The sequence below is a fragment of the Sorangium sp. So ce185 genome, from assembly GCF_051526825.1.
GTDB classification, from domain to species: Bacteria; Myxococcota_A; Polyangia; order Polyangiales; family Polyangiaceae; genus Sorangium; species Sorangium cellulosum_D.
The window spans coordinates 4932145-4958384 of the sequence record NZ_CP150316.1 but is presented as its reverse complement, the minus strand read 5'-3'; the positions used below and the strand labels follow the sequence as shown (position 1 = coordinate 4958384).

Annotated in this window: 21 protein-coding genes; 6 read left to right on the top strand and 15 right to left on the bottom strand. The window is 74.4% G+C overall.

The features are described from left to right. Positions 1-30 precede the first annotated feature (30 nt). Positions 31-2262: a protein kinase domain-containing protein gene (locus WMF26_RS18225; protein WP_438001349.1), complete on the top strand. Its 2232-nt coding sequence runs from the start codon at positions 31-33 to the stop codon at positions 2260-2262. 83 nt (positions 2263-2345) lie between these two features. Here WMF26_RS18225 and WMF26_RS18220 read toward each other — a convergent pair whose 3' ends face one another. Further along, positions 2346-2837, bottom strand: a complete 492-nt coding sequence (locus WMF26_RS18220) for a response regulator (RefSeq protein ID WP_437338271.1) — start codon at positions 2835-2837, stop codon at positions 2346-2348. 450 nt (positions 2838-3287) lie between these two features. On the opposite strand from WMF26_RS18220, the gene WMF26_RS18215 reads away from it, so the two are divergent. From WMF26_RS18215 to WMF26_RS18205, 3 genes are all read left to right on the top strand, one after another. Continuing rightward, a complete protein-coding gene (locus tag WMF26_RS18215) occupies positions 3288-3797 on the top strand; it encodes a DUF2505 domain-containing protein (protein ID WP_061628829.1) in 510 nt (169 codons plus the stop codon). Between the two features lie 236 nt (positions 3798-4033). Beyond that, positions 4034-5368: an NAD(P)/FAD-dependent oxidoreductase gene (locus WMF26_RS18210; RefSeq protein ID WP_438002419.1), complete on the top strand. Its 1335-nt coding sequence runs from the start codon at positions 4034-4036 to the stop codon at positions 5366-5368. 139 nt (positions 5369-5507) lie between these two features. Continuing rightward, positions 5508-6221, top strand: a complete 714-nt coding sequence (locus WMF26_RS18205) for a hypothetical protein (RefSeq protein WP_437338269.1) — start codon at positions 5508-5510, stop codon at positions 6219-6221. Positions 6222-6242: 21 nt separating this feature from the next. Here the strand turns inward: WMF26_RS18205 and WMF26_RS18200 are convergent, their stop codons facing one another. From WMF26_RS18200 to WMF26_RS18190, 3 genes are all read right to left on the bottom strand, one after another. Then, on the bottom strand, positions 6243-7733 hold the full coding sequence (locus WMF26_RS18200) for a tetratricopeptide repeat protein (protein ID WP_438001348.1): 1491 nt from the start codon (positions 7731-7733) through the stop codon (positions 6243-6245). Between the two features lie 77 nt (positions 7734-7810). Then, positions 7811-9976 (bottom strand): serine/threonine protein kinase, encoded by a 2166-nt coding sequence (locus tag WMF26_RS18195; RefSeq protein WP_438001347.1) that lies wholly within the window; start codon positions 9974-9976, stop codon positions 7811-7813. A 44-nt stretch (positions 9977-10020) separates the two neighbouring features. Continuing rightward, positions 10021-10677 carry a hypothetical protein gene (locus WMF26_RS18190; RefSeq protein ID WP_438001346.1) on the bottom strand — a complete coding sequence of 219 codons (657 nt, stop codon included), beginning with the start codon at positions 10675-10677 and terminating at the stop codon, positions 10021-10023. 153 nt (positions 10678-10830) lie between these two features. Here WMF26_RS18190 and WMF26_RS18185 point away from each other — a divergent pair, with 153 nt between their 5' ends. Next, entirely contained in the window at positions 10831-12057 is a 1227-nt protein-coding gene (locus WMF26_RS18185) for a lipin/Ned1/Smp2 family protein (protein ID WP_438001345.1), read from the top strand. A 9-nt stretch (positions 12058-12066) separates the two neighbouring features. Here WMF26_RS18185 and WMF26_RS18180 read toward each other — a convergent pair whose 3' ends face one another. Together WMF26_RS18180 and WMF26_RS18175 are read right to left on the bottom strand one after the other, a co-directional pair. Then, positions 12067-12885, bottom strand: coding sequence for a lysophospholipid acyltransferase family protein (locus WMF26_RS18180; protein ID WP_438001344.1), 819 nt, complete (start codon positions 12883-12885; stop codon positions 12067-12069). Positions 12886-13098: 213 nt separating this feature from the next. Next, positions 13099-14160: a hypothetical protein gene (locus tag WMF26_RS18175; RefSeq protein WP_438001343.1), complete on the bottom strand. Its 1062-nt coding sequence runs from the start codon at positions 14158-14160 to the stop codon at positions 13099-13101. Positions 14161-14389: 229 nt separating this feature from the next. On the opposite strand from WMF26_RS18175, the gene WMF26_RS18170 reads away from it, so the two are divergent. Then, the gene (locus tag WMF26_RS18170) at positions 14390-14827 is read left to right on the top strand and encodes an acyl-CoA thioesterase (protein WP_437320544.1); all 438 of its coding nucleotides are present in this window, start codon (positions 14390-14392) and stop codon (positions 14825-14827) included. 37 nt (positions 14828-14864) lie between these two features. Here the strand turns inward: WMF26_RS18170 and WMF26_RS18165 are convergent, their stop codons facing one another. The 9 genes from WMF26_RS18165 to WMF26_RS18125 form a co-directional block, all read right to left on the bottom strand. Then, entirely contained in the window at positions 14865-16424 is a 1560-nt protein-coding gene (locus WMF26_RS18165; protein ID WP_438001342.1) for an AMP-binding protein, read from the bottom strand. Beyond that, the gene (locus WMF26_RS18160) at positions 16412-17422 is read right to left on the bottom strand and encodes a mandelate racemase/muconate lactonizing enzyme family protein (RefSeq protein WP_438001341.1); all 1011 of its coding nucleotides are present in this window, start codon (positions 17420-17422) and stop codon (positions 16412-16414) included. The genes WMF26_RS18165 and WMF26_RS18160 overlap by 13 nt, the downstream gene beginning before the upstream one ends. Before the next feature lie 59 nt (positions 17423-17481). Further along, positions 17482-18423 carry a 1,4-dihydroxy-2-naphthoate polyprenyltransferase gene (locus WMF26_RS18155; protein ID WP_438001340.1) on the bottom strand — a complete coding sequence of 314 codons (942 nt, stop codon included), beginning with the start codon at positions 18421-18423 and terminating at the stop codon, positions 17482-17484. Between the two features lie 186 nt (positions 18424-18609). Continuing rightward, the gene (gene menD, locus WMF26_RS18150) at positions 18610-20454 is read right to left on the bottom strand and encodes a 2-succinyl-5-enolpyruvyl-6-hydroxy-3-cyclohexene-1-carboxylic-acid synthase (protein WP_438001339.1); all 1845 of its coding nucleotides are present in this window, start codon (positions 20452-20454) and stop codon (positions 18610-18612) included. Positions 20455-20487: 33 nt separating this feature from the next. After that, positions 20488-21219, bottom strand: coding sequence for a bifunctional demethylmenaquinone methyltransferase/2-methoxy-6-polyprenyl-1,4-benzoquinol methylase UbiE (gene ubiE, locus WMF26_RS18145; protein WP_437947390.1), 732 nt, complete (start codon positions 21217-21219; stop codon positions 20488-20490). Beyond that, positions 21216-22487 (bottom strand): hydroxymethylglutaryl-CoA reductase, degradative, encoded by a 1272-nt coding sequence (locus WMF26_RS18140; RefSeq protein WP_438001338.1) that lies wholly within the window; start codon positions 22485-22487, stop codon positions 21216-21218. Before WMF26_RS18140 ends, ubiE begins: the two co-directional genes overlap by 4 nt. A gap of 80 nt (positions 22488-22567) precedes the next feature. Then, positions 22568-23578, bottom strand: coding sequence for a polyprenyl synthetase family protein (locus WMF26_RS18135; RefSeq protein WP_438001337.1), 1011 nt, complete (start codon positions 23576-23578; stop codon positions 22568-22570). A gap of 154 nt (positions 23579-23732) precedes the next feature. Next, positions 23733-24290 carry a GbsR/MarR family transcriptional regulator gene (locus WMF26_RS18130; RefSeq protein ID WP_020735596.1) on the bottom strand — a complete coding sequence of 186 codons (558 nt, stop codon included), beginning with the start codon at positions 24288-24290 and terminating at the stop codon, positions 23733-23735. Between the two features lie 179 nt (positions 24291-24469). Beyond that, a complete protein-coding gene (locus tag WMF26_RS18125; protein WP_438001336.1) occupies positions 24470-26218 on the bottom strand; it encodes a phosphoenolpyruvate carboxykinase (GTP) in 1749 nt (582 codons plus the stop codon). Between the last annotated feature and the right edge of the window lie 22 nt (positions 26219-26240).

Genomic DNA, 26240 nt, shown 5'->3' with positions numbered 1-26240 from the left:
TGCACGTCTTCCGACATGGTGGGGGAGCGCGTGGCCAAAGATCCGTGGAGTGATTGGAACGACGACGACCCCGGTAACTTCCAGCCGGGCGATACGATCGGCCCCTACGAGCTGCTGTTTCCTGCGGCCGTGGGCGGCATGGCCGCCGTCTGGGCCGCGCGGCTCCGCCGCCCCAACGGCACCGTCCAGATCGTCGCCGTCAAGCTGCTGTCGGACGCGATGCGGGGGGACGACGACGCGCGCGCGATGTTCCTCGACGAGGCGTGCACCGCGTCGCGCATCCTCCACCCGAACGTGGTGCACATCCTGGCGTACGGCGAGGTCCGCGATCGGCCGTACCTCGCCATGGAGTGGATCGACGGCGCCCCGATCGCGAAGATCTTCTCGAACCAGAAGGCGAAGCGCGCGCTCTTGCCGCTCGGCTGGGTGCTCCACGTGATGATCGACGCGTGCGCCGGCCTGCACGCGGCGCACGAGGTCCGCGACGACACGGGGGAGCTGCTCAACCTCATCCACCGCGACGTCACGCCGGAGAACGTGATGGTGACGTTCGACGGCATGGTCAAGGTCGTCGACTTCGGCGTCGCGAAGACGCGGGCGCGCGCGCAGATCAGCCGCGTCGGCGCGATCAAGGGCAAGACGGGGTACTTCTCGCCCGAGCAGGTGATGGGCGGGGCGCTCGACCGCCGGAGCGATCTCTTCTCCATGGGCGTCTTGCTCTACCTGCTCGTGACGGGTCACACGCCGTTCCGCGGCAAGGGCCCGCTCGAGGCGATGCAGCAGATCGCCAACCGCAACCCGCAGCCGCCGCGCGAGATCATGCCCGAGGTCCACCCGGAGCTCGATCGCATCATCATGCGGGCGCTCGCCAAGAACCCGAACGACCGGTACCAGTCGGCCGCGGAGCTGCGCCGCGATCTCGAGCAGGTGAGCCTCGCCGTCGGCGAGAGCTACAGCGACAAGCAGGTCGGCCAGCTCGTCCGCGATCTGCTCCCCGGGGTCGCCGAGGCGCGCAAGGAGCGGATCGACCAGGCGATCGAGGAGCTCGACCGCATCCTCGCCGAGCGCGCCCACCCGCACAAGCCGCAGGCCGCGCGCCCGGAGGACGCGACCGAGGTGATGCTCCGGCGCATCTCCATGCTGCCGATCCTGCAGGACGGGCCGGAGGCGTCGGAGGACGCGGGCGACGCGGCGCCGCCGTCCGCCGGCCCCGCGAGCTCGCGCATGTCGGGGCCGGCCAGCTCGCGCATGTCCGGGCCCGCGAGCTCGCGCATGTCGGGGCCGGCCAGCTCGCGCATGTCCGGGCCCGCGAGCTCGCGCATGTCGGGGCCGACCAGCTCGCGCCGGTCGAACCCCGATCCGACGCGCAAGTCGAACCCGGACGCGACCCGGAAGTCGCACCCGGACGCGACGAGCTCGCCGCTCGAGTTCGCGGCGGGGCTCTCTCCGCTGCCCCTGGGTTCGCCGCCGGTGCCCCCGGGCCGCCCGGCGGCGCACGCGGGTCCGGCGGGGCACGGGGGCCCGCTGCACGTCGGCGCGGCGCACGCGAACGGGCCTGCGGGCGCGGTCGCGCCGATGCCCGAGCAGCGACCGCGCCCGGCTCCGGCGAAGGGAGGCTCGTTCGTCCGCGTGGCGCTGCTCACGCTGGTCGTCCTGGGCCTCGCCGCGGCGGCGTTCCTGCTGGTCCAGCGCTCCGGCGGCCTGCGGCTCGGTTCGCTGACGTTGCCCTTCGCGCGCCCCAGCGCGTCCGGGCCGGCGCCGGCTGCGCCCGATACCTCTGCCGGCGCGGCGGCGCCGGACGCGGCGACGGCGGCGGCGCCCGCGCCGGCCGTAACGCCCGTGAGCGGCGCCGTCGCCGACGCCGCCGCCCCGACCGAGGCGGCCGAGCTGGCCGCCGACGCCGCCGCCCCGGCCGACACGGTCGCCGACGCCGCGGTCCCCGCCGACGCCGCGGTCCCCGCCGACGCCGCGGTCCCCGCCGACGCCGCGGCCCCCGCCGATGCCGCCGCGCCGCTCCCGAGCGGGCAGCCGGCGTACGGGCCCGGCGGCGCCGCGCCCGCGCCGGCGACGCCGTATCCGTCGCCTCCGGTCGCCCCCGCGCCGCGCGCTCCGGGGACGGTGCCGCCGCCCGTCACGGGGTCGGCCGCGCAGCAGCCTCCGGTGCAGCCTGCATGGCGGCCGAACCCGCCCCGCCCCACGCCGCCTCCGCCGCGGCCGGCTGGGCCGGCCTCGCCGCCCCCTCTCGACCTGGCGCCACGGTAGCGCCGCCCGATCGGGCGCGGCTCAGCTCTTCGCCAGCGCCGCGTGTCCGCGCGGCGCCACGCGCCTCGCCGCGGCGGGCGCGCTCAGTCCTTCTTCGCCCTGTCGGCCTGCGGCCTCTCGGGGACCGGCGTCGCGCGGGACGCAGGCTTGTCGGGGACCGGCGTCGCGCGGGACGCAGGCTTGTCGGGGACCGGCGTCGCGCGGGACGCGGCTTTCTTCAGGGACGACTCCGCGAGCGACACGAGCATTGCGAGGTTCACCGGCTTCGAGAGCAGGAAGATCGCGTGCCGCCGGAGCGCGCGGATGCGCGCCTGCTGCGACTCGTCGGCGGTGACGACGAAGACGGGCGTGTCCCGGTTCAGCGCTCCCTTGGCCGAGAGCGACTCGAGCACGCTGAAGCCGTCGACCCCCGGCATGTGCAGGTCGAGCACCACGAGATCGAATTTGCGCGCGCCGAGCCGCCGCAGCGCCGGCGCCCCGCCGTTCGCCTCCTCGACGTCGCCGAGCGGGCGGAGCGCGCGGGCAAACATGCCTCGGATCGCGGTGTCGTCATCGATGACGAGGATGCACGTCACAGCATGAAGATGTTTGCACGGATACGGAAGCGTTGGAAGCCCGCGGCCCGCTCTCCGCACCGCGCGGCGCGAGCGTCCACAACGCTTCGCGCCCGGGAGTGATTCGCGCGTCCGCCGCGCGCCGCCGCATGAAAGCGCTCGGTCGCGCTCGCGCCAAAGCGCTCGGTCGCGCTCGCGCCAAAGCGCTCGGTCGCGCTCGCGCCAAAGCGCTCGGTCGCGCTCGCGCCAAAGCGCTCGGTCGCGCTCGCGCCAAAGCGCTCGGTCGCGCTCGCGCTAAGGCGCTCGGTCGCGCTCGCGCTCGGAGCCGCGGGCGCGATGTGCGCACGGCCAAGACGGACACACCGTCATCCCAGATCCTGGGCTCCGTGGCTTCGGGCGAGGCGTGGACGCCACGGACGGGCTGCGGTAAACGCGAAGCAAGACCTCACCCGCACCGCAAAGGAACGATCCATGGGCAAGTTCACCATCACGAACGAGATCAACTGCAACGTCGACACCTTTTGGAAGCTGTTCCTGGACAAGACCTTCAACGAGGAGCTTTACCGGAAGGAGCTCGGATTTCCCGAGTACACCATCACGGAGCAGGTCGAGACGGAGACGGAGATCATCCGGAGGTCGGCCGGGAAGCCGAAGATGAATTTGCCAGGTCCCGTGGAGAAGCTGCTCGGCTCCGGCTTCCGCTATACCGAGGAAGGCAAGCTGAACAAGGCCACCAAGGTGTGGACCTTCAAGCTGACGCCAAGCACCCTGGCCGACAAGATGCGCAACGAGGGCGTGGTGCGCGTCGAGGCGATCGGCGACAACAAGGTGCGTCGGATCGCCGAGATCTTCATCGAAGCGAAGGTGTTCGGCGTCGGCGGCCTGCTCGAGAGCAGCGCTGAGAAGGAGCTGCGGCAGGGGTGGGAAGAGAGCGCCGTCTTCATGAACAAGTGGATCGCTCAGGGCAGAGCGGTCCAGTAGCTCGGCCCGCCAGACGCGCCGAGCTAGCCGCCCACGTACCGGCCGGTCGGCCGCAGCGCGCTGTCGCCGCCAGGCACCCAAACGCAGGCACCGCCGGCGAGCGATCCCCGCGAGCGGCCGTCCTCTCCGCCCACCCCGCGCCTGGATGAACAGGCGACGTGCACGTCCAGAGTCAAAGCGCGCGATCTTCTGTATTGCCGCTTGCTGAGGCAGCTCACGTGAACCAGGGCCACGGCATGGTGCACGTGGTCATCATCGGTGCCGGCTTCGGCGGTCTCTACGCGGCGCGGACGCTCCGGCGCGAGCCGGTGCGGGTGACCGTGATCGACCGGCGGAACCACCACACGTTCCAGCCCCTCCTGTATCAGGTCGCGACCGCGGGCCTGAACGCGAGCGACATCGCCGCGCCCATCCGGCGCGTGCTCCGCAAGCAGAAGAACACGAGCGTGCTCCTCGCCGAGGTGACGGCGATCGATCCGGCGCGCAAGCGGGTGATCTTCGAGGACGGCGAGATCGGCTACGACAAGCTGATCGTGGCCGCCGGGGCGTCGCACTCCTATTTCGGGCACGACGAGTGGGCGCCGTTCGCGCCCGGGCTGAAGACCGTCGAGGATGCGCTGGAGATACGGCGGCGCGTCCTCCTCGCCTTCGAGGCGGCCGAGCGCGAGACCGATCCGGCGCGGCGGAAGGCCTGGATGACGTTCGTGGTGGTCGGCGCGGGCCCGACCGGCGTGGAGCTCGCCGGGGCGCTCTCGGAGCTCGCGCGGCACACGCTCGTGCGCGAGTTCCGGCGCATCAACCCGCGCGACGCGCGCATCGTCGTCGTCGAGGGCGCCGGGCAGGTGCTGCCGTCGTACGTCCCCGAGCTCGGCGAGAAGGCGCGCGCGCAGCTCGTGGCGCTCAACGTGGAGGTGCGGACGCGCTGCCTCGTCACCGGGATCGACGAGGACGGGGTCTCGATCGGCGACGAGCGGATCGAGGCGAAGACCGTGCTCTGGGGGGCCGGCGTGGCCGCCTCGCCCCTCGCCCGGAGCCTCGGGGTGCCGCTCGACCGGGCAGGGCGCGTGCTGGTGGAGCCGGACCTGACCGTGCCCGGCCACGAGGACGTCTACGTCATCGGCGACCTCGCGTCGCTGAAGCAGGAGGACGGGAAGCCGGTGCCAGGCGTGGCGCCGGCGGCGATCCAGGAGGGGCGCCACGCCGCGCGCAACGTCGCGCGCGCCGTTCGGGGGCAGCCGCGGCTGCCGTTCCGGTACCGCGACAAGGGCTCGATGGCGACGATCGGGCGGGCCGCCGCGGTCGCCGACTTCGGCAAGGTGAAGCTCTCCGGGTTCCTGGCGTGGCTCGCGTGGCTCTTCGTCCACGTCCTGTTCCTCATCGGCTTCCGCAGCCGGTTCCTGGTGCTGTTCTCGTGGGCCCTGTCGTACCTGACCTACGAGCGCGCCTCGCGGCTGATCACGGGAGAGACCCCGCGGCTCCTCGAGGATCACCCCGCGCCGTCACTCGAGCCGCGCAGGGACGGCGGCGCGCTCGGGGCCCAGCCGCTGGAGCACGCGCGCACACGCGCCTAGGCGCCGCCCGACGCGCCCACCGCGGCGCCGCCCCGACGCGCCCGCCGCGCGGCCCGCTCCGCCCGGGACCGCGCGCGGAAGAGCGGCGTCCTGCGCTCGTCTGGACCTTTGCGCGCGAGCTGCGTTAGCGTCGTAGACCATGCACATCCATCCCGGACAGGGCGGCTCCGCGCACCCCTCGCGAGCCCTCCTCGCCAGCGCAGCATCCCTCGCCGCACTCCTGCTCAGCGCACCCGCCGCCTTCGCGCAGTCGGCGGACGACCCTGCCGGCGCGCAGCCGCAGGCCGCGCCCTATGGCGCCCCCCCGCCGTACGGCGCACCTGCCTCCTACGGGCAGCAGCCCGGCTATTACCCGCCGCCTGGGTACCCCCCTCCCGGGTACGCCCCGCCGCCCGGATACGCCCAGACCTCCACCGGGTACCCGGTCGGCCCGAGGATCATGAACTACGAGGAGGGGCAGGCCGTCCCCGAGGGCTACCACGTCGAGGAGAGGGCGCGCCGCGGCCTGGTCATCGGCGGCGCCGTGACGTTCGGCGTCACGTACCTCCTCTCGGCCATGGTCGGGCTCGTCGCGGAGAGCGCGGATCGCGCGACCGGCGGCACCGGGGAGAGCTACATCCCGCTCTACATCCCCGTCGCCGGGCCGTTCATCACGATCGGCACCGCCGACGCGAAGGGCGGCGGGATCTTCGTCCTCATGGTCGACGGGCTGGCGCAGGCCGCCGGCGTCGGCATGTTCATCGGCGGCCTCGCCGCGCCGCAGCAGAAGCTCGTCCGCAACGACGTCTCCCTCTCCGTGAAGCCGATCGTCACCGGCGACACCCTCGGGCTCGGCGTCTCCGGCTCGCTCTGAGCGCGCGCCGCCGCCCCGGCGTCACGGCGCGACCGGCGGCGTCTCGTCCATCGTCTTGACGGCGCGCTTGGCCCGGCGGCGCACGTCGACGTGCAGCGACTCGTCGAAGTTGATGGCCGAGAACGCGGCGCGCGCCTCGATGTTCTTGCCGAGGGCGGCGTAGGCCTCGGCCTCGTTCCAGCGCAGCTTCCAGTCGCGCTTCGAGAGATCCGAGAGCTTCGCGGCGTCGGCGATGATCTCCTGGTACCGCTGCTGCTTGCCGAGCTCGCTCCAGTACTCGGCGCGGAGGTCGTCGTCCCCGGGCGCGAGCGCGACAGCCGCGGCGAAGCCGGCGAGCGCGTCGTCGATCCGGCCCGCGACGAGCTCGGCGCGGGCGAGCGAGCGGCGCGCGCCCGCGCTGTCGGGGTGCGCGGCGACGAAGGCGGCGAGCGCGGGGATCGCCTCGTTGACCTTCAGGATGTCGGCGGGGTCGCTCGGCCAGAACCGGAGCGAGAGCGCGGCGAGATCGCCGGGGTCGCTCTCGAGCGCGCGCTCGATCGCGGCGGGCGCCTCCTCGCCGCGGCCGGCCTGGGAGAGGCATTTCGCGAGCTCGACCCACGCGCCCGACGACGACGGCGCCGTCTTCACGAACGCCTCGGCCGCGGCGAGCGCCTCGTCGGTGCGCCCGAGCGCGCGCAGGGCGGCGATCCGCGCGAGGTGCGCCCGCTCGACGCGGTCGCCCTCGCCCGCGACGGCGACGGCGCGGTCGGCGGCGGCCAGCGCGATGTCGTGGCGGAGCTCGCGCTCGTGGTAGGCGAGCTGCTCGAGGTAGAAGGCGCTGTCGCGCGGCGCCGCGTCCCACTGGCCGGTCAGGTAGTCGAGCACCGCGTCGGAGCGCACGTAGACGAGCGAGGCCGCGTCGCGCGGGTTCTCGTAGATCGGCACGAGGACCCCGAGCTGCACCATCGCGTCGAGCGCCGGCTGGCAGTCGGGCTTCGCCTCGAGCGCGAGCACCATCTCGTCGAGGGCGGCGTCCTTCTTCTGCATCGCCAGGTGCACCTGCCCGACCGCCACGTGGTAGTCGGCGTCCCCCTGGAACGTCTTCCGGATCGCCTGGAAGCTCTTCAGCGCCGCGGGGTGGTCGCCCATGTTGGCCTGCGCCGAGGCGAGGTTCAGCCGCGCGGCGTGGTCGTCGGGGTCCATGGTGACGATGCGCTTGAGCGCCGAGATCGCCTTCTCGTAGTCGCGCTCGCCGAAGGCCTTCTGCGCGCGCTCCCAGACCGGCGCCTTGTCGAGGAAGGCCTCGAGCTGCGAGACGAGCGCGCTGTTCTGCTTGCGCCAGACGCCGCTCTTGCCGGCCTCGGAGTTCGTGAGGAAGTCCTTGATCCACTTGCGGGCGGCGTCGATGCTGAGCCCTTTGTCGGCGAGCCCCTCGAACTCGCCCCGGGGCACCGGCATGCGCGCGGGGAGCCCCTGCCGGCGCGCCGTGTTCTCGTCCAGGCCGATCAGCACCCAGTCGCTTTGCTCGCTCATGATCCTAGGACGGTAGCCGCCGTGCCCCGCCGGGATCAAGCGACGTCTCGGCGCAGCGCGCCCGCGCGAGAGGCGCGTCAGGAGTAGAGCCAGGCCAAGAGGACGAACGCCATGAAGGCCGCCGCGGCGACCGCGAGGGCGAGCGCGCGCGGCACCCCGAGGAGCATCGGCCGGAGGCTGGCCTGGAACGCGACCGAGTCCACGGAGCTCGGCGGGATCGGCGGCGCGTCAGGGCCGGACGCGCCGCCCGGGGCGGCGACGGCGGCGGCCGGCGCGCCCGCAGCGCCGCCGCTCGCGCTGGCCGCGATCGCGAGCTGCGGGGCCGCGACGGCCGGCGCCGCGACGGCGTCGAGGGGCGCCGCAGGAGGGGGCGCGCCGAGGTCCGGGGGCCGCGGCGCCGCGGGGGACCCGAGGTGCTCGAGGCCGAGCTGGGCAAGGATGGCTTGCTGCTCGTTGCCCCACGCGACCGGCAGCGCGGTCGCCTCGGGCGCGAGCGTGAGCGGCGCCGACATCACCTTGTGCATCGCCCGCTCGAGCGCGAGCGCCTCGTCGAGGCGGCGCGACGCGCTCTCCGCGCCGGCGCTCGCGGAGAGGCGCAGCGCGTCGGCGGCCACCTCGGACACGTGCGCCGCCACCTTGGCCAGCGCCAGCTTGCGCTCGGCCTGCGCCACGGCGAAGCGCGCCTCCTCGCGGAACCGGATCGCCTCGGTCGTGAGCCGATCGACCTCGGCGTGGAGCTGCCTCGCGCCCTCTGGCGCGCCGCGGGCCAGAGGAGCAGCCCCGGCGTCGTGCCCCACGGAGAACGCGGCCGCGGCGGTGATCGAGGGCGGCGGCTCGGCGTACGTCGGCGTCGCCCCGGACATCGGGCGCGGCTCGGCGTCCTGCGCGGTGATGGAGCCGTACGAGGGCTGGCTGCCGCGCTGCCGCCCGCCGCTCGAGCTGCTGGACGCCGGGTCGCCGCGCCCGCGGCCGTTGCTCCCGACGACGACGGTCTTCTCGTCGGCCGTCTCGGAGGGCAGCGCCCCGCGCCGCCGCGAGCTGACGTACGCCGTGTCCGTGCCGCGCGAGCCAGGGATCGCCGTGAGCGGCGACGGCGTGACGGCGTCGCCCGCCTCGACGTCGGTCGGATCGTCCTCGCGGCCGGGCGCCGCGCCGCTCGGGCGGAGCCGGTCGGGGGCGCTCGCCCCCCGGTCCCGCGCGGCGGCGGGCCGGCGCGGGATCGCCGTCGCGGCCGAGAGCGAGGGGCGCGGCGCCTTGGCCATCCCGGCGAAGCCGCCGGAGACTGCGCGCTCGAACCAGCGCATCTGCCTCATGGCGTTGCGCCGCACGAACCGGCCGAGCGCCTCCTCGTTCCCCTCGAGGTACCCGTGGCTGCGCAGCCAGCCCTCGAGCCGCGCGAAGATCTCGTCCGCGCTCTGGAAGCGCGAGGCCGGGTCCCGCTCGAGACAGCCCATGACGATCGCCACGAGCTCCTTGTCGATCTTCGGCCGGAGCTCCCGCAGGTCGGCCGCGGGCTGCGTCGTCATGTTGCGCAAGAGCTCGTAGTCGCTCGACGACGGCCACGGGTGCTTGCCCGAGAAGAGCTCGAACAGCACGACGCCGAGCGAGAACAGATCGGAGCGCCTGTCGGCGGAGCCCCCGCGGGCCTGCTCCGGCGCCATGTACGTCGTCACGCGCCGGCGCGCCCCGACGGCCGTGGTCATCACGCGGAGCGACGATTTGGCGAGCCCGAAGTCGGCGATCTTCACCTCGCCCTGGAACCCGACGAGCACGTTGCCCGGCGTGAGATCGCGGTGCACGAGGTTGAGCAGCTCGCCGCTCGGCGCGCGGAGCTCGTGCGCCGCGCCGAGCCCGCGGCAGAGCGTCGCGCCGATGTAGACGACGAGCCGCTCGGAGAAGACCTCGCCCGTGTCGAAGACGGTCTTCATGAGCCGCGCGAGGCTCACGCCTTGCACGAGCTCGACGGCGAAGTACGAGCCCTGCTCGTCGGTCCCCCAGCCGGCGACCTCGACGACGTTCGGGTGCTTGAGCGCCGCGGTGGTGCGCACCTCGTCGAAGAACCGCGTGGCCACCGCCGTGTCCCCGGCGTAGTGCGGGTGCAGCCGCTTGACGGCGAGCAGCTCCCCTGGCCGGTGCGGACCTACCGACCTGCAGAGATCAACGCGGGTGGTCGCTCCGGACGCGATCTCTGCAAGGAACTGAAGCGAGAGCGCGGCCGGCGCGGGCTCGGGGAGCCGAGACATGCACGGTGAAGTCTAGCGGGCGACAACCCCGACCGGAAAGAGCCTCAGACGCCGGCGCGCGCCGCGGCGATGGCGGCGGGGACGCCGGAGGGGGTGGCCTTGAGGTGCACGTCCAGGTGGTCATCCTTGGTCTTCAGCGCACGAACACCGAGCACCGGCGCGCAGATGCGCAGCGCCCGCGCGACCGTCGGATTGCCGCCCACGGCGGGAATCTTGAGCAGATCCAGGGTGATCCTGTCGTCCTTGCCCTCGATCAGCGCGGCGGGCCGGTTGGGGATGAAGGAGACGAGGTTGCCGGGCTTGTTGAGATCGATCGCCCCCGAGTTGATAAGCCCGGCGATGGGCGAGCTCTCGTCCCCCATCACGTGGAGCTTGAGGTCGGCGATCCGCAGGCCGACCCGGATGGCGTCCGCGCGCACGTCGAGCTCCTCGGCGTAGACGGCGAACGAGGCCCGGATCGGCGCGCCCATGGCCTTCACGGTGAGCGCGAGGCGCAGGCCGGGGGGCGCGGCCTCGATCACGATGTCCTTGGGCGCGCGCTTCCCGCCGCTGAGCTCCCGCGCCAGATAGCGCAGCGCATCGATCGGGACGCCGAAGCGCAGGCCGAGCGCGCCGCGCAGCGCCCTCACGACCTCCTCGGGGTGAGCCTTGAGGTAGTCGCCGGCGTGGCGGAGCAGCACCTTCGGGTTGGGCTTGGGCATCGTTGGGGCAGCTACGATTGCCCGGAGTCAGGCCCGCGCGCAAGGGGCGAGCGCGATCCGGCGCGGGGTGCGTCGGGGGCCGGAGAGGCCGCTGTTCTAACGGGGCCGACTCGGTCACACTCGGGCGCGATGCAGACCAGGATCCTTCTTGTCATGGCGACAACAGCGCTCGCGATCGGCTGCGGATCGGCCGACGCGACGCTCGGGTGGACGCCGAGCGACGAGCCGCCGGGCGGCTCCTCGAGCGAGGGCGGCGGCGATGGCCAGGGCGGCGGCGACGACGACGGCGGGGGCGACGACGGCCGGGGCGGCGACGACGGCGGGGGCGACGACGGCGGCGGGGGCGACGACGGCCAGGGGGGTAACGGCGGCCACCTCGCGAGCGGCGGGGGCGGCGGTTCATCGAGCGGCGGCGGGCCGCTGGGCGCCCTGTGCGACCTGCCGCCGCGGTGCGATGCCGAGCCGCCGGATCCGGGCGAGGAGCTCGCGTGGGATCACGTGTCGTCGTACATCATCGCCGGAGCTGGGAGCCCCAACCACCGCGGGCGCGATCTCTTCCTGACCCCGGATGACCCGCAGTGGATCATCGGCAAGTTCGCCTACGGGGTCACGGACAAGGATCTGAAGGGCGAGCGGGTCGACATCTACCTGCTCCGCGGCTGCGGCGGCGCGTGGGAGCGCCTCGGCGCGGCGACCACGACGGAAGCGGACTCGACGCACCCCGAGGTCGAGGGCGTGAGCGACGCCGGCGGCCGCGTCTACTTCCAGATCCCGGCGGCGCAGCGGCTCGGCGTGGGCAGGCACCGGATCCACATGGTCGTCCGCGGCGACCTGTCGAGCGCCGATCTCTTCATCGAGGTCGTCCCCCGCGGCGCCCCGATGTTCGTGAGCGACGTCGACGGGACGCTGACCGGCACGGAGACGGAGGAGTTCACCTCGCTCCTGCTCGGCCAGCTGCCCGACGCGCACCCGCACGCCGCGGCGGCGTTCCACCGGCTCGTGGAGAAGGGCTACCGCCCGATGTACCTGACGGCGCGACCGGAATGGCTCGTCCAGCGCACCCGCGATTTCCTCGAGGCCTACGGCTTCCCGCCCGGCGTCGTGCACACCACCCTCGGCCTGACCGGCGCGATCGGCGACGCCGCCGCGGAGTACAAGACGGCCGAGCTGGAGCAGCTCTTCGAGCGGAGGGAAATGGTGCCCGCGTGGGCGTTCGGCAACACGGAGACCGACGCGGAGGCCTACCACAACGCCGGCGTGACGCCCCTCACGCGGCGCGTGTTCTACCAGTTCGACGACGACCTCCTCGGAGGCCGACGCATCGACGACTACGGCGATCTGCTCGCCGAGATCGACGAGCTCCCCAGCCTCTGCGACTGATCCGGCGCGTCAGCCGGGCGCCTGCTCGGTCTGGGCGCCGCCCGCCGGCGGCTCCGAGGCGGCCGAGGCGCCGGCCGGCGCCTCGACGCGACCACCGATCGACCGGAGGAGCTCGCTCACCGCGGCGTGGGTGCGATCGCGCAGGTCGTTCACCCGCGCCCCCTCGCGCCCGTCCGGGCGCACGGCGATCGGCGCGCCGACCCGGACGCGGACGATCCGCATCGTGCCGTCGCCCATGTCGATCGCCCCCTTCTTCATGAGCAGGTGCGTGCCCTCGATGACGACCGGCACCACGGGCACGCCGGCGCGGACGGCGGCATAGAAGCCGCCGTTCTTGAACTGCCGGAGCACGCCGTCCTCGCTCCGCGTCCCCTCCGGGAACACGAGCAGCGGCTTGCCGTTCCGGAGCACCTGCTCGAATCGCGCGATCGCCTCGACCGCGGCGCGCGAGCCGACCGTGCGATCCACCGGCACGTGGCCCGCGAGCTTGAGGTGCCAGCCGAGGAACGGGATCTTCATGAGCGAGCGCTTGGCCGCCCACTTGAAGTCGCCCGGCAGCACCGCGCCGAGCACCAGGATGTCGAGCACGCTCTGGTGGTTCGAGCAGTAGACGAAGACCCCGGGGGGGACGTTCTCGAGGCCGCTCGCCTGGATCTCGATGTCGAGCCCGCGCGCGCTCGCCTGGCACCAGCGGCGCATCGCCCAGAGGCTCGCCGAGCGCTGCGGCGTGAGCGGGCCCAGCGTCAGCGACACCGTGCCGTAAGCCATGGTCCTGAGGGAGAAAGGGACCCAGTGGCGCGTCGCCAGCCAGGCGCTCTTGAGATCCATCCTACGGCGCTTACCACTCTCCATATCGGGCGAAAACGCGTAGGGTGTTGCGCACCCGCGCCGCGCGCCGGCGTCTTCGCACGGCGTTTCGAGCGCGCCTCTGGGCCGCTTCCCCGCCGCTCTGCCGGACGAGGCGGGTGACGCGCGGCGGCTCGCCGGTCCGGCCCGGGCGCGCGTCGCGCGACGCGGTCGCCCGAGCGGCGCCCTCGCGGCTTACGGCTCGAGCGGCGGCGTGAGCAGGCCCCAGCCGAGCGTGACCGGCCGCCCGGCGCGCTCGAACTTGACGGTGTACAGGCCTGTCTCCTCGGCGCTCTGCACCACCGCGGGGCGCAGCGCGCCGACCCACTCGGCCCAAACGCTCGCCCCGAGCTTGAGGCGCGGCTTGACCGGGATCGGGCGCAGCGCCGACTCGTCGGCGAGCAGGGCGGCGCCGCCGTAACCGAGGGCGAACCACCGCGCCGAGCTGCTGGGCAGCGACGTCAGGACGGCGCCCGACTCGGCCGGAGGGCCGCCGAGCCGCGACACGAGGAGCACGTGGCGCCACGTCTCGCCATCCTTCCATGCGGCGAAGTTGCCGGGCGCGAGCCCCTCGGTCTGCACGACGAAGCGGACGCCCTTGAGCTGCGCGAGCGGGGTCCGCGGATCCATGTCGGTGTAGCGGACCTCGATCTTGTCCTTCACGAAGCGGGTGACGACGCCGTGCTTCATCACCCCGTTCCACTCCGTGAGCACCGGCTCGTGGGGCCGGAGGCGCGGCGCGTCGGGCACGGGGACGACGTAGCCCGGGTGGACCTTGTACGACGGCCCGCCCCGCCCCTCGACGATGAGATCGTCGCCCTCGAAGCCGACCACGGTGGCCGCGTAGAGCACGAGCGTCGAGCCGAGCTTGGCGCCGGCGAGCATCCGCTCCGAGACGGTGAAGACGCGGCGGCCTGGATCGAGCTTGAGCGGGGACGCCGGGAGGCCGAGCGGGTTCGACGCGTGCGCCGCGCCGGTGGGCGCCTGCGTCTCCGCGACCGCGGGCCGCGGCAGCGCCGCGAGCGGAGCGACGGGCGGGCTCTGGGAGGGCGTCGGCGCCGGGGGCGACGTCGGCGCAGGCTCGCACGCCGCCGCGAGGCCAGCGGCCAGGAGGCAAGCGAGCGCGCAAGCCGCGCCGCGGGCGCGCGGCGCCCCGGCATCGAGGCGTCGCGCCGCGCTCGTGTCGCGATCCTTCGCGGCGGCGGGGCCCAGCCTGCGGGACCCGGCCCCGAGGCCGCCGGGACATCGGTCAGCCATCGGGGGCGAGCATGGACCGCGAAACGGGCGGCGGCGAGCAGAAAGGGACGAACCGTCGCGCGGAGCCGGGTCGGCTGTCCGCGGGCACGGGCGGCGCTCTCCTCGTGACGCGCGCGGCGCTCTCCTCGCGACGCGCGGCGCTCTCCTCGCGACGCGCGGCGCTCTCCTCGTGACGCGCGGCGCTCTCCTCGTGACGCGCGCGGCGCGTCCTGCGCTAGCCTGCGGCGCGATGAAGCGCGCCTTCAGCGTCGATGAGCTCAAGCAGACCGCGCCCCGCCTCGCCGTGGAGCGCCGCGCCGTGCGTTTCCAGGACGTCGACGCCGCCGGGATCGTCTTCTACCCGCGGGTCCTCGAATACTTCAGCGACGCGTACATGATCGCGCTGAGGGAGCGGGGCATCGATCTGCCCGCCCTCATCGCCGGCGGCGCGATCAAGCTGCCGCTGGTCCACGCCGAGGCCGACTACCTGCTGCCGCTCCGGTTCGGCGACGCGATCGAGGTCGAGGTGCTCGCCCCGAAGCTCGGCGACACCTCGTTCACGGTGGGCTACCGCGTGACGACCGCGGGCGGGATCGCCGCCGTCGGGCAGACGGTGCACGTGTGCATCGACGGCGCGCGCTTCGTCCCGTGCCCGCTCCCGGACGATCTGCGCCGCGCGCTCGGGTGATCGCCGCGAGCGCGGCTGCCGGCACCGCGCTCTCCCGCTACCGCGCCGGGAACGGCGCGAGCGCGGCCGCGAGCTGCGCCGCCGCGCCGAGGCGATCGAGCTTGCCGGCCGCGGTCAGCGGGAGCGCCGCGACGGCGCAGAGGCGCCGCGGGCGCTTGTGCGGGGCGAGCCGCGCCGCGACGACGGCCGCGAGGTCGTCGAGCAGCGCGGGCGAGAGCGCGGCGCCGCCCGGCGCTGCGGGCGCGGCCTGGTCGGGGACGATCGCCGCCGCGACGACGTGGCCCCACCGCTCGTCCGGCACGCCGAACACCACCGCGCCCGCGACGCCGGCGCAGGACGCGAGGACCTGCTCCACCTCGGCGGGGTAGACGTTCTCGCCGCCGGTCACGATGAGATCGCTCCGGCGCGCGGCGACGTGGAGCCGCCCGGCGGCGTCGAGCGCGCCGAGGTCGCCGGTGCTGAACCACCCGCCCTCGTCGACAAGGAGCTCCGGCGGGCGCCCCGGGCCGCGGTAATAGCCGCGGAACAGCACCGGGCCGCGGATCTCGATGCGGCCCACGCCGTCGCCGCCGGCGCCCTCGACGCGCAGCTCGACGCCGTCGATCGGCGCGCCGGAGCCCGGCTCGCGGGCGCGCGGATCGCGCGGGCGCTGCACGGTGACCTGCGAGCACGCCTCGGTGAGGCCGTAGGTGGTGAGCGCCGGGACCCCGCGGCGCGCGCACTCGTCGAGCGTCCTCTCCGGGGCGCCCGCGCCGCCGACCAGCACCGCGCGCAGCCGGGCGAGGACGTTGTCGCGATCGGCCTCGAGGAGCGCGAGCAGCATCGTCGGCACCACGGAGAGCAGCGTCGCGCGGTCGCGGACGATCGAGGCGAGCACCGACGCGGGGTCGAAGCGGGGCGCGAGGATGACGGCGCGCCGCGCGAGCAGGCAGCGCGTCACGATCGAGAGGCCGCCGACGTGGCAGAGCGGCAGGCAGAGCAGCCAGCGATCGTCGTCGCGCACGCCGAGGTTGGCCGCGCTCCCCGCGGCGGCGGCGAGGAACGCGCGGCGCGGCAGCACCGCGCCCTTGGGGCGCCCCGTGGTGCCCGAGGTGTAGACGATCGCGAGATCGCCGGCGGGATCCGGCGGCGGGACGCCGGCCGCCTCGGCGGCGCGCGGCGCGCGATCGGGGAGCGCGGCGAGCTCCGGCCCGGCGTCGCGGAGCAGCGCGGCGAGCGCGGGCTCGCGCAGCACGAGGTCGGGGCGCGCGTCGTCGACGAGGACGCTCGCCTCGCCGTCCGTGAGCCGCGGGTGAATCGGGACGATGACGGCGCCGAGCGCCAGCAGCGCGTGGAGGACCACGACCGTCCCGATCGCGTTCGGGGCGACGAGCGCCACGCGAGCGCCCTGACCTATCCCGGCGCGGGCGAGCCGGGAGCACACGGCCGCAACCGCGGGCGCGAGGTCGCCGAAGCGGAGGACGCCGCCGGGGCCGACGCCGAGGCCGGGGAGGTCGATCTCGCGCGGCGCGTCCGCCTCGGAGCCGCCGTGGACGAGCGCCGTCCGCACGGCGACCGCGGGGTCGCGCGCGGCCTCCAGGAGGCTCAGGCCGTCCATGGTCCGACGCCGAGCCCAGGCCGATCGCTGGCCACGACCAACCCGCCCTCGCGGAGCTGCGGGATCCGGATCGCGGGCCACGCCGCGAGGCCCGCGTGCACGTCGAGGCCGCACGCGAGCGGCGGCCGCGGCAGCGCGAGCGCGAGCTCGCACGCGGCCGCGAGCGCGACGGGGCCGTCGAAGAGGTGAGTCACCACGGCGCCGAGGCCGCGCTCCTGCGCCCTCCGGCCGAGGTCGTGCGCGCGCAGGAGGCCGAGCACCGCCGGCTTCAGGATGAACGCGGCGCAGCCTTGCGCGTCGAGCAGGCGCTCCGGCATGCCCTCAAGGGCGAGCGACTCGTCGGCCGCCCACGGGACCGCTTGCGCGCCGAGGCGGTGGAGGAGCTCCGGCGCGACCGGCTGCTCCACGAAGCGGGGCTCGAGCGGCGCGAGGAGGGCGAGCCGCCGGGGCGCGTCGTCGAGCGGCCAGGCCGCGTTCGCGTCGAGCCGGAGCTCGATCGACGGGTGCTCCCGCCGCAGCGCGCGCAGCGCCTCCAGATCGCGGGCGAACCCCTCGTCTCCGCGCGAGCGGAGCTTCACCTTGATCGCGCGGACGCCGCGCGCGACGAGCGCGCGCGCGCTCCCCAGCATCTCCGGCAGGGCGGCCGACGTCGCGAGCAGCCCGTTCACCCGAACCTCGGCGCGCCGCCGGTGGCCGCCGAGGCACGCCGACGCCGGCAGCCCGAGGCGCTGGCCCACCAGGTCGAGCAGCGCCGTCTCCAGGGCGAAGCGCGCCGCCGGCAGGCCGCGGTGCCGCGACGACAGCGGCTCGAGCGCGCGCAGGATCGCGGGCGCCGCCGCCGTGGCCGCGTCCCCGTCCGGCAGGTCGATCGCGCCGAGCGCCCCGGGCAGCTCGGCGAGCGCGCGCTCGACGTCGTCGGCCGTATCGGGCGAGAAGCCGGGGAGCGGCGTGGCCTCGCCCAGGCCGACGCGCCCCTCGTCGTCGATGAGCGACAGCACGAGGCCCCTGCGCGCTCCTTCGAGGACCCGTGGCGCAAGGCTGGCGGCGGCGACGCGCATCACCCATGCAGCTGGGCCGCGAGGCCCAGCGAAAAGAGCAGCGCGTAGGCGAGCAGCAGCTTCGCCGTCCCGGCGAGGCACTCGTTGAGCGGCCGGCCGTCGGTGGTCGCCAGCACCCGGAGCAGGCGCACGGCGCGCGGGAACGTGGCGAAGACGAGGAGCGTCCACCGGCGGCCCTCGCCGACGGCGAGGGCGACGGGCACCGCGTAGGCGACCGCGAGGAGCATCGCGTATTCGAGGACGCCCGCCTTGCGGCCGAAGCGGACGGCGAGCGTGCGCTTGCCGGCGACGACGTCCGTGTCGCGATCGCGGACGTTGTTGACGACGAGCACGGCGGTGGCGATGGCGCCGACCGGCACGGCGGCCGCCCACGCGAGCGGCGGCACCGAGCCGAGCTGGACGAACGCCGTCCCGCAGACGGCGACGAGGCCGAAGAACACGAACACGAAGACGTCGCCGAGGCCGTGGTAGCCGAGCGGGTACGGGCCGCCGGTGTACGCGATCCCGGAGAGGATCGAGGCGACGCCGATCGCGACGATGGGCCACCCGCCGACGAGCGCGAGGTGCACCCCGAACGGCAGCGCGAGCACGATCGTGACGAGCAGCCCGACGCGCACCTGCCGCGGCGTGAGCAGCCCGGCCTGCACCGCGCGGGTGGGGCCGAGCCGCTCGTGCGTGTCGGCGCCCTTCTCGTGATCGAAGACGTCGTTCGCGAAGTTCGTGGCGATCTGGATCAGCATCGCGCCCGCGAGCGCCGAGAGCGCCGGGCCGATCCGCATGCCGCCGAGCGCGTAGGCGACCGCCGTCCCGACCATCACCGGCGCGAGCGCCGCGGTGAGGGTCGCCGGCCGGCACGCGAGGAGCCACGCCCGGAACGACCCGGGGCGCACGCCGCCCGCGGCCGCCGCGCCGGCCGCCTGCGAGGCCGCCGCCGCGCTCACGATCCCCTCCCCTGCTCGCGGGCGCCGCGCGCCCCCGCGGGGGCGCGACGGCACGAGCGCGGCGCGCTGTCCTCGCCGGGCGCCTCGCGCGCGGGCGGCTCGGGTGCGGGGCTTCTGTTCGCGTTGCTCTGGCTCATGACCGTGGATCCCTCTCGGCAAGCTCGGGGTTCTCGGCGCGCGCGCCGCTCATGAAGGCTCGAGATCGGCCGCCGCCCCTTCCGCCGCCGGCGCGCTGCTCAGCGCGGCGACCTCGCGGCGGACGTCGGACCAGAGCCGCGCGACGCGGGCGGCGCCGTCGTGAGGCGGCACCACCGCCTCGATCAGCGTTGCGCCGGGCCGCTGGTACGCGGCGGCCAGCGCATCGGCGAGCCCGCTCGCGGTGCCGGCGCGCTCGTACGCGATCCCGAACATCGCCGCCGCGGGCGCGAAGTCGAGGTGCTGCGGCATGGTGAAGCCCCGATCCAGCAGATCGGCGCCGCGCCTGGCGACGGGGAGGTGCTCGAAGATGCGGCCGCCGTCGTTCTGGACCACCACGACGACGAGGGGCGCGCCGCCGTCGCCCGCTGCCCGCGCGGCGAGGAGCAGCCCGGTCAGGTCGTGCAGCAAGCTGAGATCGCCGAGCAGCAGCGTGACCGGCGCGGCCGCGACCGCGCGGGCGCCGGCCGCCCCCGACACGAGGCCGTCGATCCCGCTCGCCCCGCGCTGGTGCAGGACGCGCAGCGGGCGCGCCGACGGGGGGCAGTACGTGTCGAGATCGCGCACCGGCATGCTGTTGCCGATCGCGAGCAGCGATCCCTCCGGGCACGCGCTCGCCACCGCCCGCGCGACCGCGCCCTCCGTGAGCTCGTCCCCGGCGCACGCGCGCGCCGCCTGCGCCGCCGCGGCCTCGCCGGCGCGCGCGAACGTCGCGGCCCAGCCCCGCCGCCCGCGTCCGAGGTCCACCGCCGCCCCGCCGAGGCGCGCCGCGAGCGCCTCGCACACGTCCGCGGGCTCGGCCATGACGAGGGCGGCCGCGGCGCTCGTCGGATCGTTCCAGCCGTGCGCGGCCACCACGAACCGGCGGCAGCCGGCGTGCTCGGCGATGTAGGTCGCGTACCCGGCCGACGTCGGCGGGGCGCCGAGCTCCAGGATGAGGTCGGGCGCGTTCGCCGCGCGGAACTCGGGCGCGCGGAGGAACGCGTCGAACGAGGCGGGCATCACGACCCCCTCGGCGAGGCCGCCGAAGTAGATCTGGCTCGTGCCCTCGGCGAGCACCGGGAACCCGGTCGCCCGCGACAGCGCGAGCACCGCGCGGCGCGCGCGGGCGTCGTCCTCGCGGCTCGGGGCGGGCCCGCACACGATGAGCCCCCGCTCGGCGCGCGCGCACCGCGCCGCGATCTCCTCGATCGCGCGCGCGTCGACCCCGGCGCGCGCCGGCACGACCCGCGGCCCGCCGCGGCGCATCAGCGCCTCCCACTCGGCCTGCCACGGCTCGGGCCCGGCCACGTCGACCGGCTCGAGCGGCTTGCGGAAGCGCGCGTTGATGTGGACCGGGCCGGGCGTCGGCGCGAGCGCGCGCAGGGCCGCCTGCGCCGCGATGCGCGCCACCGCGCGCAGCGCGAGGGGCGACGGATCCGGCAGCCCGAGCTCGGCGAAGTGGCGCACGTGGTCCCCGAAGAGCTTCATCTGATCGATGGTCTGCGAGGCCGCCGCGTCGGCGAGCTCCCACGGGCGGTCGGCCGTGATCGCGAGGAGCGGCGTGAAGCTGTGGTGCGCCTCGATGATCGCCGGCAGCGCGTGGGCGCCGGCGGTGCCCGAGGTGCAGACGAAGGCGCTGGGCCGGCCGGTGACGCGCGCCTGCCCCAGCGCGAAGAACGCCGCGGCGCGCTCGTCGACGACGCTGTGGCAGCGCACCTCCTCGCTCTCCATCGCCGCGATCGCGAGCGGCGTGGAGCGCGATCCCGGGCAGAGGACCACGTCGCGCACCCCGGCCTGCGAGAGCGCGCGGACGAACAGCTGCGCCCAGGCCGAGTGGAGGTTCGAGCCGCTCATCACCGCCTCCGGAGGCCCGCGCGCGCGCGCACCTCAGGCCCCCTCGGGCGTCGCGACGAACAGGCACACGACGCCCATCGTCAGCGGCTCCACGCGCAGCACGCGCAGCCCCGCGCCCCGCATCAGCTCCGCGAACTCGTCCGGCGGAGGGAACCTCGCGATCGAGTCCTGCAGGTACCGGTACTCGTCTCGCCCGGAGATCGCGCCGCCGACGTACGGCACGACCGTGTGGATGTGGAAGCGCGCGAGCTTGCTCATGATCCCGCCGCGCGGCTCGCTGAGCTCCAGGATCGCGATGCGCCCGCCCGGCCGCGTGACGCGCGCCATCTCGCGGAGCGCCCGGGCGCGGTCCGGGACGTTGCGGATCCCGAACGCCATCGAGATGGCGTCCACGCTCGCGTCGCCGAACCGCAGCTGCTCCGCGTCGCCGACCTCGAGCTCGACCCGCCCGGCGAGCCCCGCCGCCTCCACCTTCCGGCGGCCCACGCCGAGCATCCCCTGCGACGGGTCGACCCCGACGACCTTCACGTCGTGCGCCCGCGCGATCTCGATCGCGAGATCGCCGGTGCCGGTCGCCAGGTCGAGCACCGTCGCGCCGGGCGCGAGCTCGAGCGAGCGCACCGCGCGCCGCCGCCAGCCCTGATCGAGCCCCAGCGAGATGATCCGGTTCAAGAGGTCGTACCGCTCGGCGATCCCGTCGAACATCTCGCCGGTGCCGAACCGGCGCCCGCCGCGCGGCGCCTCGCCCTGATCCGTGTGGCTCATGTCCCGCCCTCCGCCTGCTGCACCGCGCGCGGCGCCTCGGCCCGCTCGGGCGCGAACCGCTTGCCGTCGCCGGGCGGCGCGGCCGCCTCGCTGCCCCCCGGCGCCGTGACGGCGAGCGCGCGCTTCCGCTCGTGGAGCCGCATGTGGCCCCGCTGGATGCCCTCGCTCGCGAGCGCGCGCAGGGCCGCCAGGTTCGAGGCGAGCCCGACGGAGGCCAGCACCACCGCGAGCTCGCGCGCGCTCTTCGCGCCCACGAGCTGCAGCGCGGCGCGCACGCCGGCGTGCACCTCGGTCGAGCCGCCCACCGTCCCGACCGCGAGCGGCAGCTCCGCGCGACCCACGAGCCCGCCCGGGACGCGCTCCCACGTGCTGAGCGGCCGGTACCGGCCGCTCATCGACGCGTACGCGTGCGCGCCCGCCTCGATCGCCCGGAAGTCCTGCCCGAGCGCGACCGCGGCCGCGTCGAGCCCGTTCATGAAGCCCTTGTTGTGGGTCGCCGCCCGGTACGGATCGAGCTCCGCGAAGCGGCTCGCCCGCGCGATGCCGGTCGCCACGTCCGCGCCGCCGAGCGCGTCGTCGGCGACGGTGGCCGTCACCCGCACGAGGCGGCGGACCGTCAGGTTCGACAGGATCCGGAGGCCGATCGTCCCGCCCGCGATCCGCTGCACGAGCGGCGCCACCGCCTCGGCCACGGTGTCGACCAGGTTGGCGCCCATCGCGTCGCCGACCTCGACGTAGAAGTGCACGACGAGCACGCCGAGCTCCGCCGACAGGACGCGCACCTCGAGGTCGCGGCAGCCGCCGCCGCGCGCCACCATCCTCGGGATCGCCGCGTCGCCGGCGGCGAGCAGGCTCGCGCGCGCCGCCTCCAGCCGGCCCGCGGCCGCCTCCGCATCGGGCACGTCGTCGAGCTGGACCTGCGCGGTCATGATCGGCGGGTCCGCCTCGCCGGAGAAGCCGCCCGACAGGCGGACCATGCGCGCCGCGTTCGACGCCGCGGCGATGACGCTCGGCTCCTCCACCGCCATCGGCACCAGCACGTCCCGCTGGTTCACGCGGAAGTTCAGCGCGAGGCCCAGCGGGAGCGCGTGCGTCGCGATGACGTTCTCGCACATCCGGTCGGCCACCGCCGTCGGCAGCCCGCCCCCGCTCGCGAGGTGCGCGAGCGCGTCCTCGTCGAGCAGCCCGAGCGCCTGGATCGCGCGGAGCCTGTCCTCCAGGCACCGCTTGTAGAACCCGCTGATCCGGCTGGAAACGTTCTGGCTCATCGGCTGCCTCCGCGCGCCGCGCGCGCTCGCGGGAGCGGCGCGCGCCCTCCGCCTTGCATCGGAAAATACGCCATCGCCGCTCACCGCCTCCGCCGGGGCGTCGACATCGCGACCCCCTCCAGCGCCGCCTTCGCCGGGCTCTCCGGGAGCGGCTCGATGCTCCGCACCGCGTCCCCGCAGAGCCGGGACGCGAGCTCCAGACAGTCGTCCACGACCCGCTTCTCGACCATGATCTGCGCGATGCGCCGGCTGAGCTCCGGCGGGGCCGCCGCCTCCTCCGACGCGCAGTGCGCCTCGAGGGCGGGCGTGAGCTCGCGGTCGCGCTCCATCGCGAGCAGCAGCGGGTACGTCATCTTGCCCTCGCGCAGGTCCGTGAGCAGCGCCTTGCCGGTCGTCTCCGGGTCGCCCGCGAAGTCGAGCACGTCGTCGACGAGCTGGAACGCGACCCCGAGGCTCGTGCCGAAGCCCTCGAGGGCCTTGCAGAGCGGCTCGCTCACGCCGCCCGCGCGCGCGCCGGCGAACATCGCCCAGCGGAACAGCGAGGCCGTCTTGCCGTCGACGATCTGGAAGTACTCGCTCGTGCTCGTGCGCACGCGGCCGCGCGACGCGAGCTGGAGCGCCTCGGCGACGACCATCTCCTTGACCACCTGGAGCACCCGCTCGAGCACGTCGGGCATGCCCACCGCCTGGACCTTGCAGAGCGCGTCGAGCAGGAGGTAGTCGCCGCCGAAGATCGAGGCGGCGTTGCCGTAGATGACGCGCGCCGCGTCGGCGCCGCGCCGGCGGTCGCCAAGATCGACGACGTCGTCGTGCAGCAGCGTCGCGTTGTGGACGAGCTCGACCGCCACCGCGAAGGTCCGCGCCGCCTCGTTGAAGCCGCCGCCGATGTGGGCGGACAGGGCGACGCAGATCGGCCGCAGCCGCTTGCCGTTCAGCCCGAGCAGGTGCCGCGCGCTCCGGTGCGCCGGCGTCTCGCCGTCCAGCCCGACCTTCGCGAGCTCGCGCTCCACGTCCGCGAGGTCCCCGTCGAGCAGGCGCCTGAGCTCCGCGAGGCGCGCGGCGAGCGTGTCGAGCCCTCGCGCAGCGCACATGCCTCCGAGGCTCGAGACGACATCGCTCCGCTGGACCGTCCCAGTAAACGTTGTTGTCGCAGTCATCCCATCTCCACCTGGAAGCACGAGCGCCCGCGCTCCCCGCACCGCGCGGGGCAACGTGGCGTCCGAGCTCTCCGAAATCACGCGCCCGCTAGGCGCCTCGCCGGGACCGAACGGCCCGGATGGGGAACCGGACCAGGTCCCCGAACCGCGAAAAATCGACGGTCCTGCTCTTGATGAACCCGTCGAGCGCCGTCTGCGCGACGATCACGAACGAGAGGAGCCGCTCCACCCGATCGAGGCTGAACCGGGTGGCGTCGGTGGGAGGCAGGCTCTCGAGCAACGCCGAGGCACGCTCGAGGCGTTCCCTCACGGAGTCGGCGAGGAGCCGCTCGCGCTCGGCGAACACTTTGGAAATCATCTTCCAGAAGTCCGTCTCGGCCTCGAAGAACTCCTTCCGCTCTCCCGGTTTCCATACCCTTCGTACTACACCCCACCTTTGCAATTCTGTCAGCGACATACTCATCGCACCGGATGAAACCTGCAGCCGTTCGCCGATCTCGGCGGCGGACAGGGCGCCGCCGGCGATGAACAGGACGGTCCAGATCCGCCCGAGCACGCGGCGGAAGCCCCAGTGCTCGATGACGTCGCCGATCGCTTCCGCCGCGAGCAACTCCGCCTGGCGCTGGATGTCGTTGGGAGGGCTCATGAAACTTTCAAAATTCTTTGAAGGAACTGTGTGGGCCAACCTGGGGCGGCGTCAAGACATTCCCGACCGTCCTCAGCACAGAACGGACGAGCCCGGCCGTGCAGCGGCGTGCTCGACGCCGCTCCAGACCTCGCGATGCGTGTGGGGGGATGGGTGAATCGCTCGGGGACGGCGCTAGCTCACGCCTGCATCCGGGCCACGAGATCCCGGTTCTGCCGGAGCAGCGCCTCGGGGACGCGCGCGCCGAACGACTCCAGGAACGCCTCGCGATCGCGCGCCTCCTCCAGCCACGCGTCGCGGTCGATGGCGAAGAGCTCGCGCATCGCCTCCGGGTTCAGGTCGAGGCCGCTCGTATCGAGCTCGCCGTCGGCCGGCATGATCCCGATCGGCGTCTCGCGCCCCTGCGCTTTCCCGTTCACGCGCCCGTGGATCCAGCGGAGGACGCGGAGGTTCTCCCCGAAGCCGGGCCAGAGGAACTTGCCCGACGCGCCCTGGCGGAACCAGTTCACGTGGAAGATCTTCGGGAACCCCGGGCGTCCGTGGCCGAGCTCGACCCAGTGCCGGAAGTAATCGCCCATGTTGTATCCGCAGAACGGGCGCATCGCCATCGGGTCGCGGCGGACGACCCCGACCTGTCCCGTGGCCGCGGCGGTCGTCTCCGAGGCCATCGTCGCGCCCAGGTAGACCCCGTGCGCCCAGTCGCGCGCCTCGCAGACGAGCGGCGCGAGCCGCGCGCGCCGGCCGCCGAAGACGATGGCCGAGATCGGCACGCCCGCCGCGGCGTCGAACGCCGGCGAGATGGACGGGCACTGGCGGGCCGGCGACGTGAACCGGCTGTTCGGGTGCGCCGCCGGCTCCTTGCTGTCCGGCGTCCACCGGCGGCCCCTCCAGTCGGTGAGCACCGGCGGCGCCGGGCCGTCGAAGCCCTCCCACCACGGCGTCCCCTCCGGCGTGAGCGCCACGTTCGTGAAGATCGAGTTCTGGGCCAGCGTCGCCAGGGCGTTCGGGTTCGTCCTCGAGCTCGTGCCGGGCGCCACGCCGAAGAAGCCGGCCTCGGGGTTGATCGCCCACAGCCGGCCGTCCGGGCCGATCCGGAGCCAGGCGATGTCGTCGCCGACCGTCCACACCTTCCAGCCCTTCTGCGACGCCGGCGGCACGAGCATGGCGAGGTTCGTCTTCCCGCACGCGCTCGGGAACGCCGCGCAGATGTACGTCACCCGGCCCTCCGGGTCCTCCAGGCCGAGGATGAGCATGTGCTCCGCGAACCAGCCCTCGTCGCGCGCCATCGTGCTCGCGATGCGCAGCGCGAAGCACTTCTTCCCGAGCAGCGCATTGCCGCCGTACCCGGAGCCGATGCTCCAGATGAGCCGCTCCGCGGGGAAGTGGCACACGAACCGCCGCTCCGGGCTCAGGTCGCCGAGCGAGTGCAGCCCCCGGCAGTAGTCCTCGGAGCCGCCGAGCGCCTCGAGCGCGACCCGGCCCATCCGGGTCATGATCCTCATGTTGGCGACGACGTACGGACTGTCGGTGATCTCGACTCCAACCTTCGCCGACGGCGACCCCACGGGGCCCATCAGGTACGGAACGACGAACATCGTCCGCCCCTTCATCGCCCCGTCGAACAGCCGCCCGACCCGCTGCGAGGCCTCCTCCGGCGACATCCAGTTGTTCGTCGGGCCCGTATCCTCTCTATCGCGCGTGCAGATGAACGTGAGGTGCTCAGTCCGGGCGACGTCGGTCGGGTCGCTCCGGTGAAGATAGCAGTTGGGGTATCTCTCCTCGTTGAGCGCGATGAGCGTGCCGTCGCTCAGCATCCCCTGGATCAGCGTCCGGTTCTCCGCCTCGGAGCCGTCGCACACGACGACGCGATCGGGCCGCGTCTGGCGCGCGACCTCGTCCACCCACGCTGAAAGATTCCGGTTTTGCATACAGCTCGGAGCCTAGCCCGAG

Bases quoted from the DNA above. Each gene is read 5' to 3' on its own strand.
- WMF26_RS18170 (WP_437320544.1), top strand. From the start codon at position 14,390: ATGAAGCGCGCCTTCAGCGTCGATGAGCTCAAGCAGACCGCGCCCCGC.
- WMF26_RS18125 (WP_438001336.1), bottom strand. From the start codon at position 26,218: ATGCAAAACCGGAATCTTTCAGCGTGGGTGGACGAGGTCGCGCGCCAG.
- WMF26_RS18195 (WP_438001347.1), bottom strand. From the start codon at position 9,976: ATGTCTCGGCTCCCCGAGCCCGCGCCGGCCGCGCTCTCGCTTCAGTTC.
- WMF26_RS18135 (WP_438001337.1), bottom strand. From the start codon at position 23,578: ATGTGCGCTGCGCGAGGGCTCGACACGCTCGCCGCGCGCCTCGCGGAG.
- WMF26_RS18140 (WP_438001338.1), bottom strand. From the start codon at position 22,487: ATGAGCCAGAACGTTTCCAGCCGGATCAGCGGGTTCTACAAGCGGTGC.
- WMF26_RS18200 (WP_438001348.1), bottom strand. From the start codon at position 7,733: ATGAGCGAGCAAAGCGACTGGGTGCTGATCGGCCTGGACGAGAACACG.
- WMF26_RS18175 (WP_438001343.1), bottom strand. From the start codon at position 14,160: ATGGCTGACCGATGTCCCGGCGGCCTCGGGGCCGGGTCCCGCAGGCTG.
- WMF26_RS18180 (WP_438001344.1), bottom strand. From the start codon at position 12,885: ATGGATCTCAAGAGCGCCTGGCTGGCGACGCGCCACTGGGTCCCTTTC.
- WMF26_RS18205 (WP_437338269.1), top strand. From the start codon at position 5,508: ATGCACATCCATCCCGGACAGGGCGGCTCCGCGCACCCCTCGCGAGCC.
- WMF26_RS18130 (WP_020735596.1), bottom strand. From the start codon at position 24,290: ATGAGCCCTCCCAACGACATCCAGCGCCAGGCGGAGTTGCTCGCGGCG.
- menD (WP_438001339.1), bottom strand. From the start codon at position 20,454: ATGAGCGGCTCGAACCTCCACTCGGCCTGGGCGCAGCTGTTCGTCCGC.
- WMF26_RS18190 (WP_438001346.1), bottom strand. From the start codon at position 10,677: ATGCCCAAGCCCAACCCGAAGGTGCTGCTCCGCCACGCCGGCGACTAC.
- WMF26_RS18210 (WP_438002419.1), top strand. From the start codon at position 4,034: ATGGTGCACGTGGTCATCATCGGTGCCGGCTTCGGCGGTCTCTACGCG.
- WMF26_RS18165 (WP_438001342.1), bottom strand. From the start codon at position 16,424: ATGGACGGCCTGAGCCTCCTGGAGGCCGCGCGCGACCCCGCGGTCGCC.
- WMF26_RS18185 (WP_438001345.1), top strand. From the start codon at position 10,831: ATGGCGACAACAGCGCTCGCGATCGGCTGCGGATCGGCCGACGCGACG.
- ubiE (WP_437947390.1), bottom strand. From the start codon at position 21,219: ATGAGCCACACGGATCAGGGCGAGGCGCCGCGCGGCGGGCGCCGGTTC.
- WMF26_RS18215 (WP_061628829.1), top strand. From the start codon at position 3,288: ATGGGCAAGTTCACCATCACGAACGAGATCAACTGCAACGTCGACACC.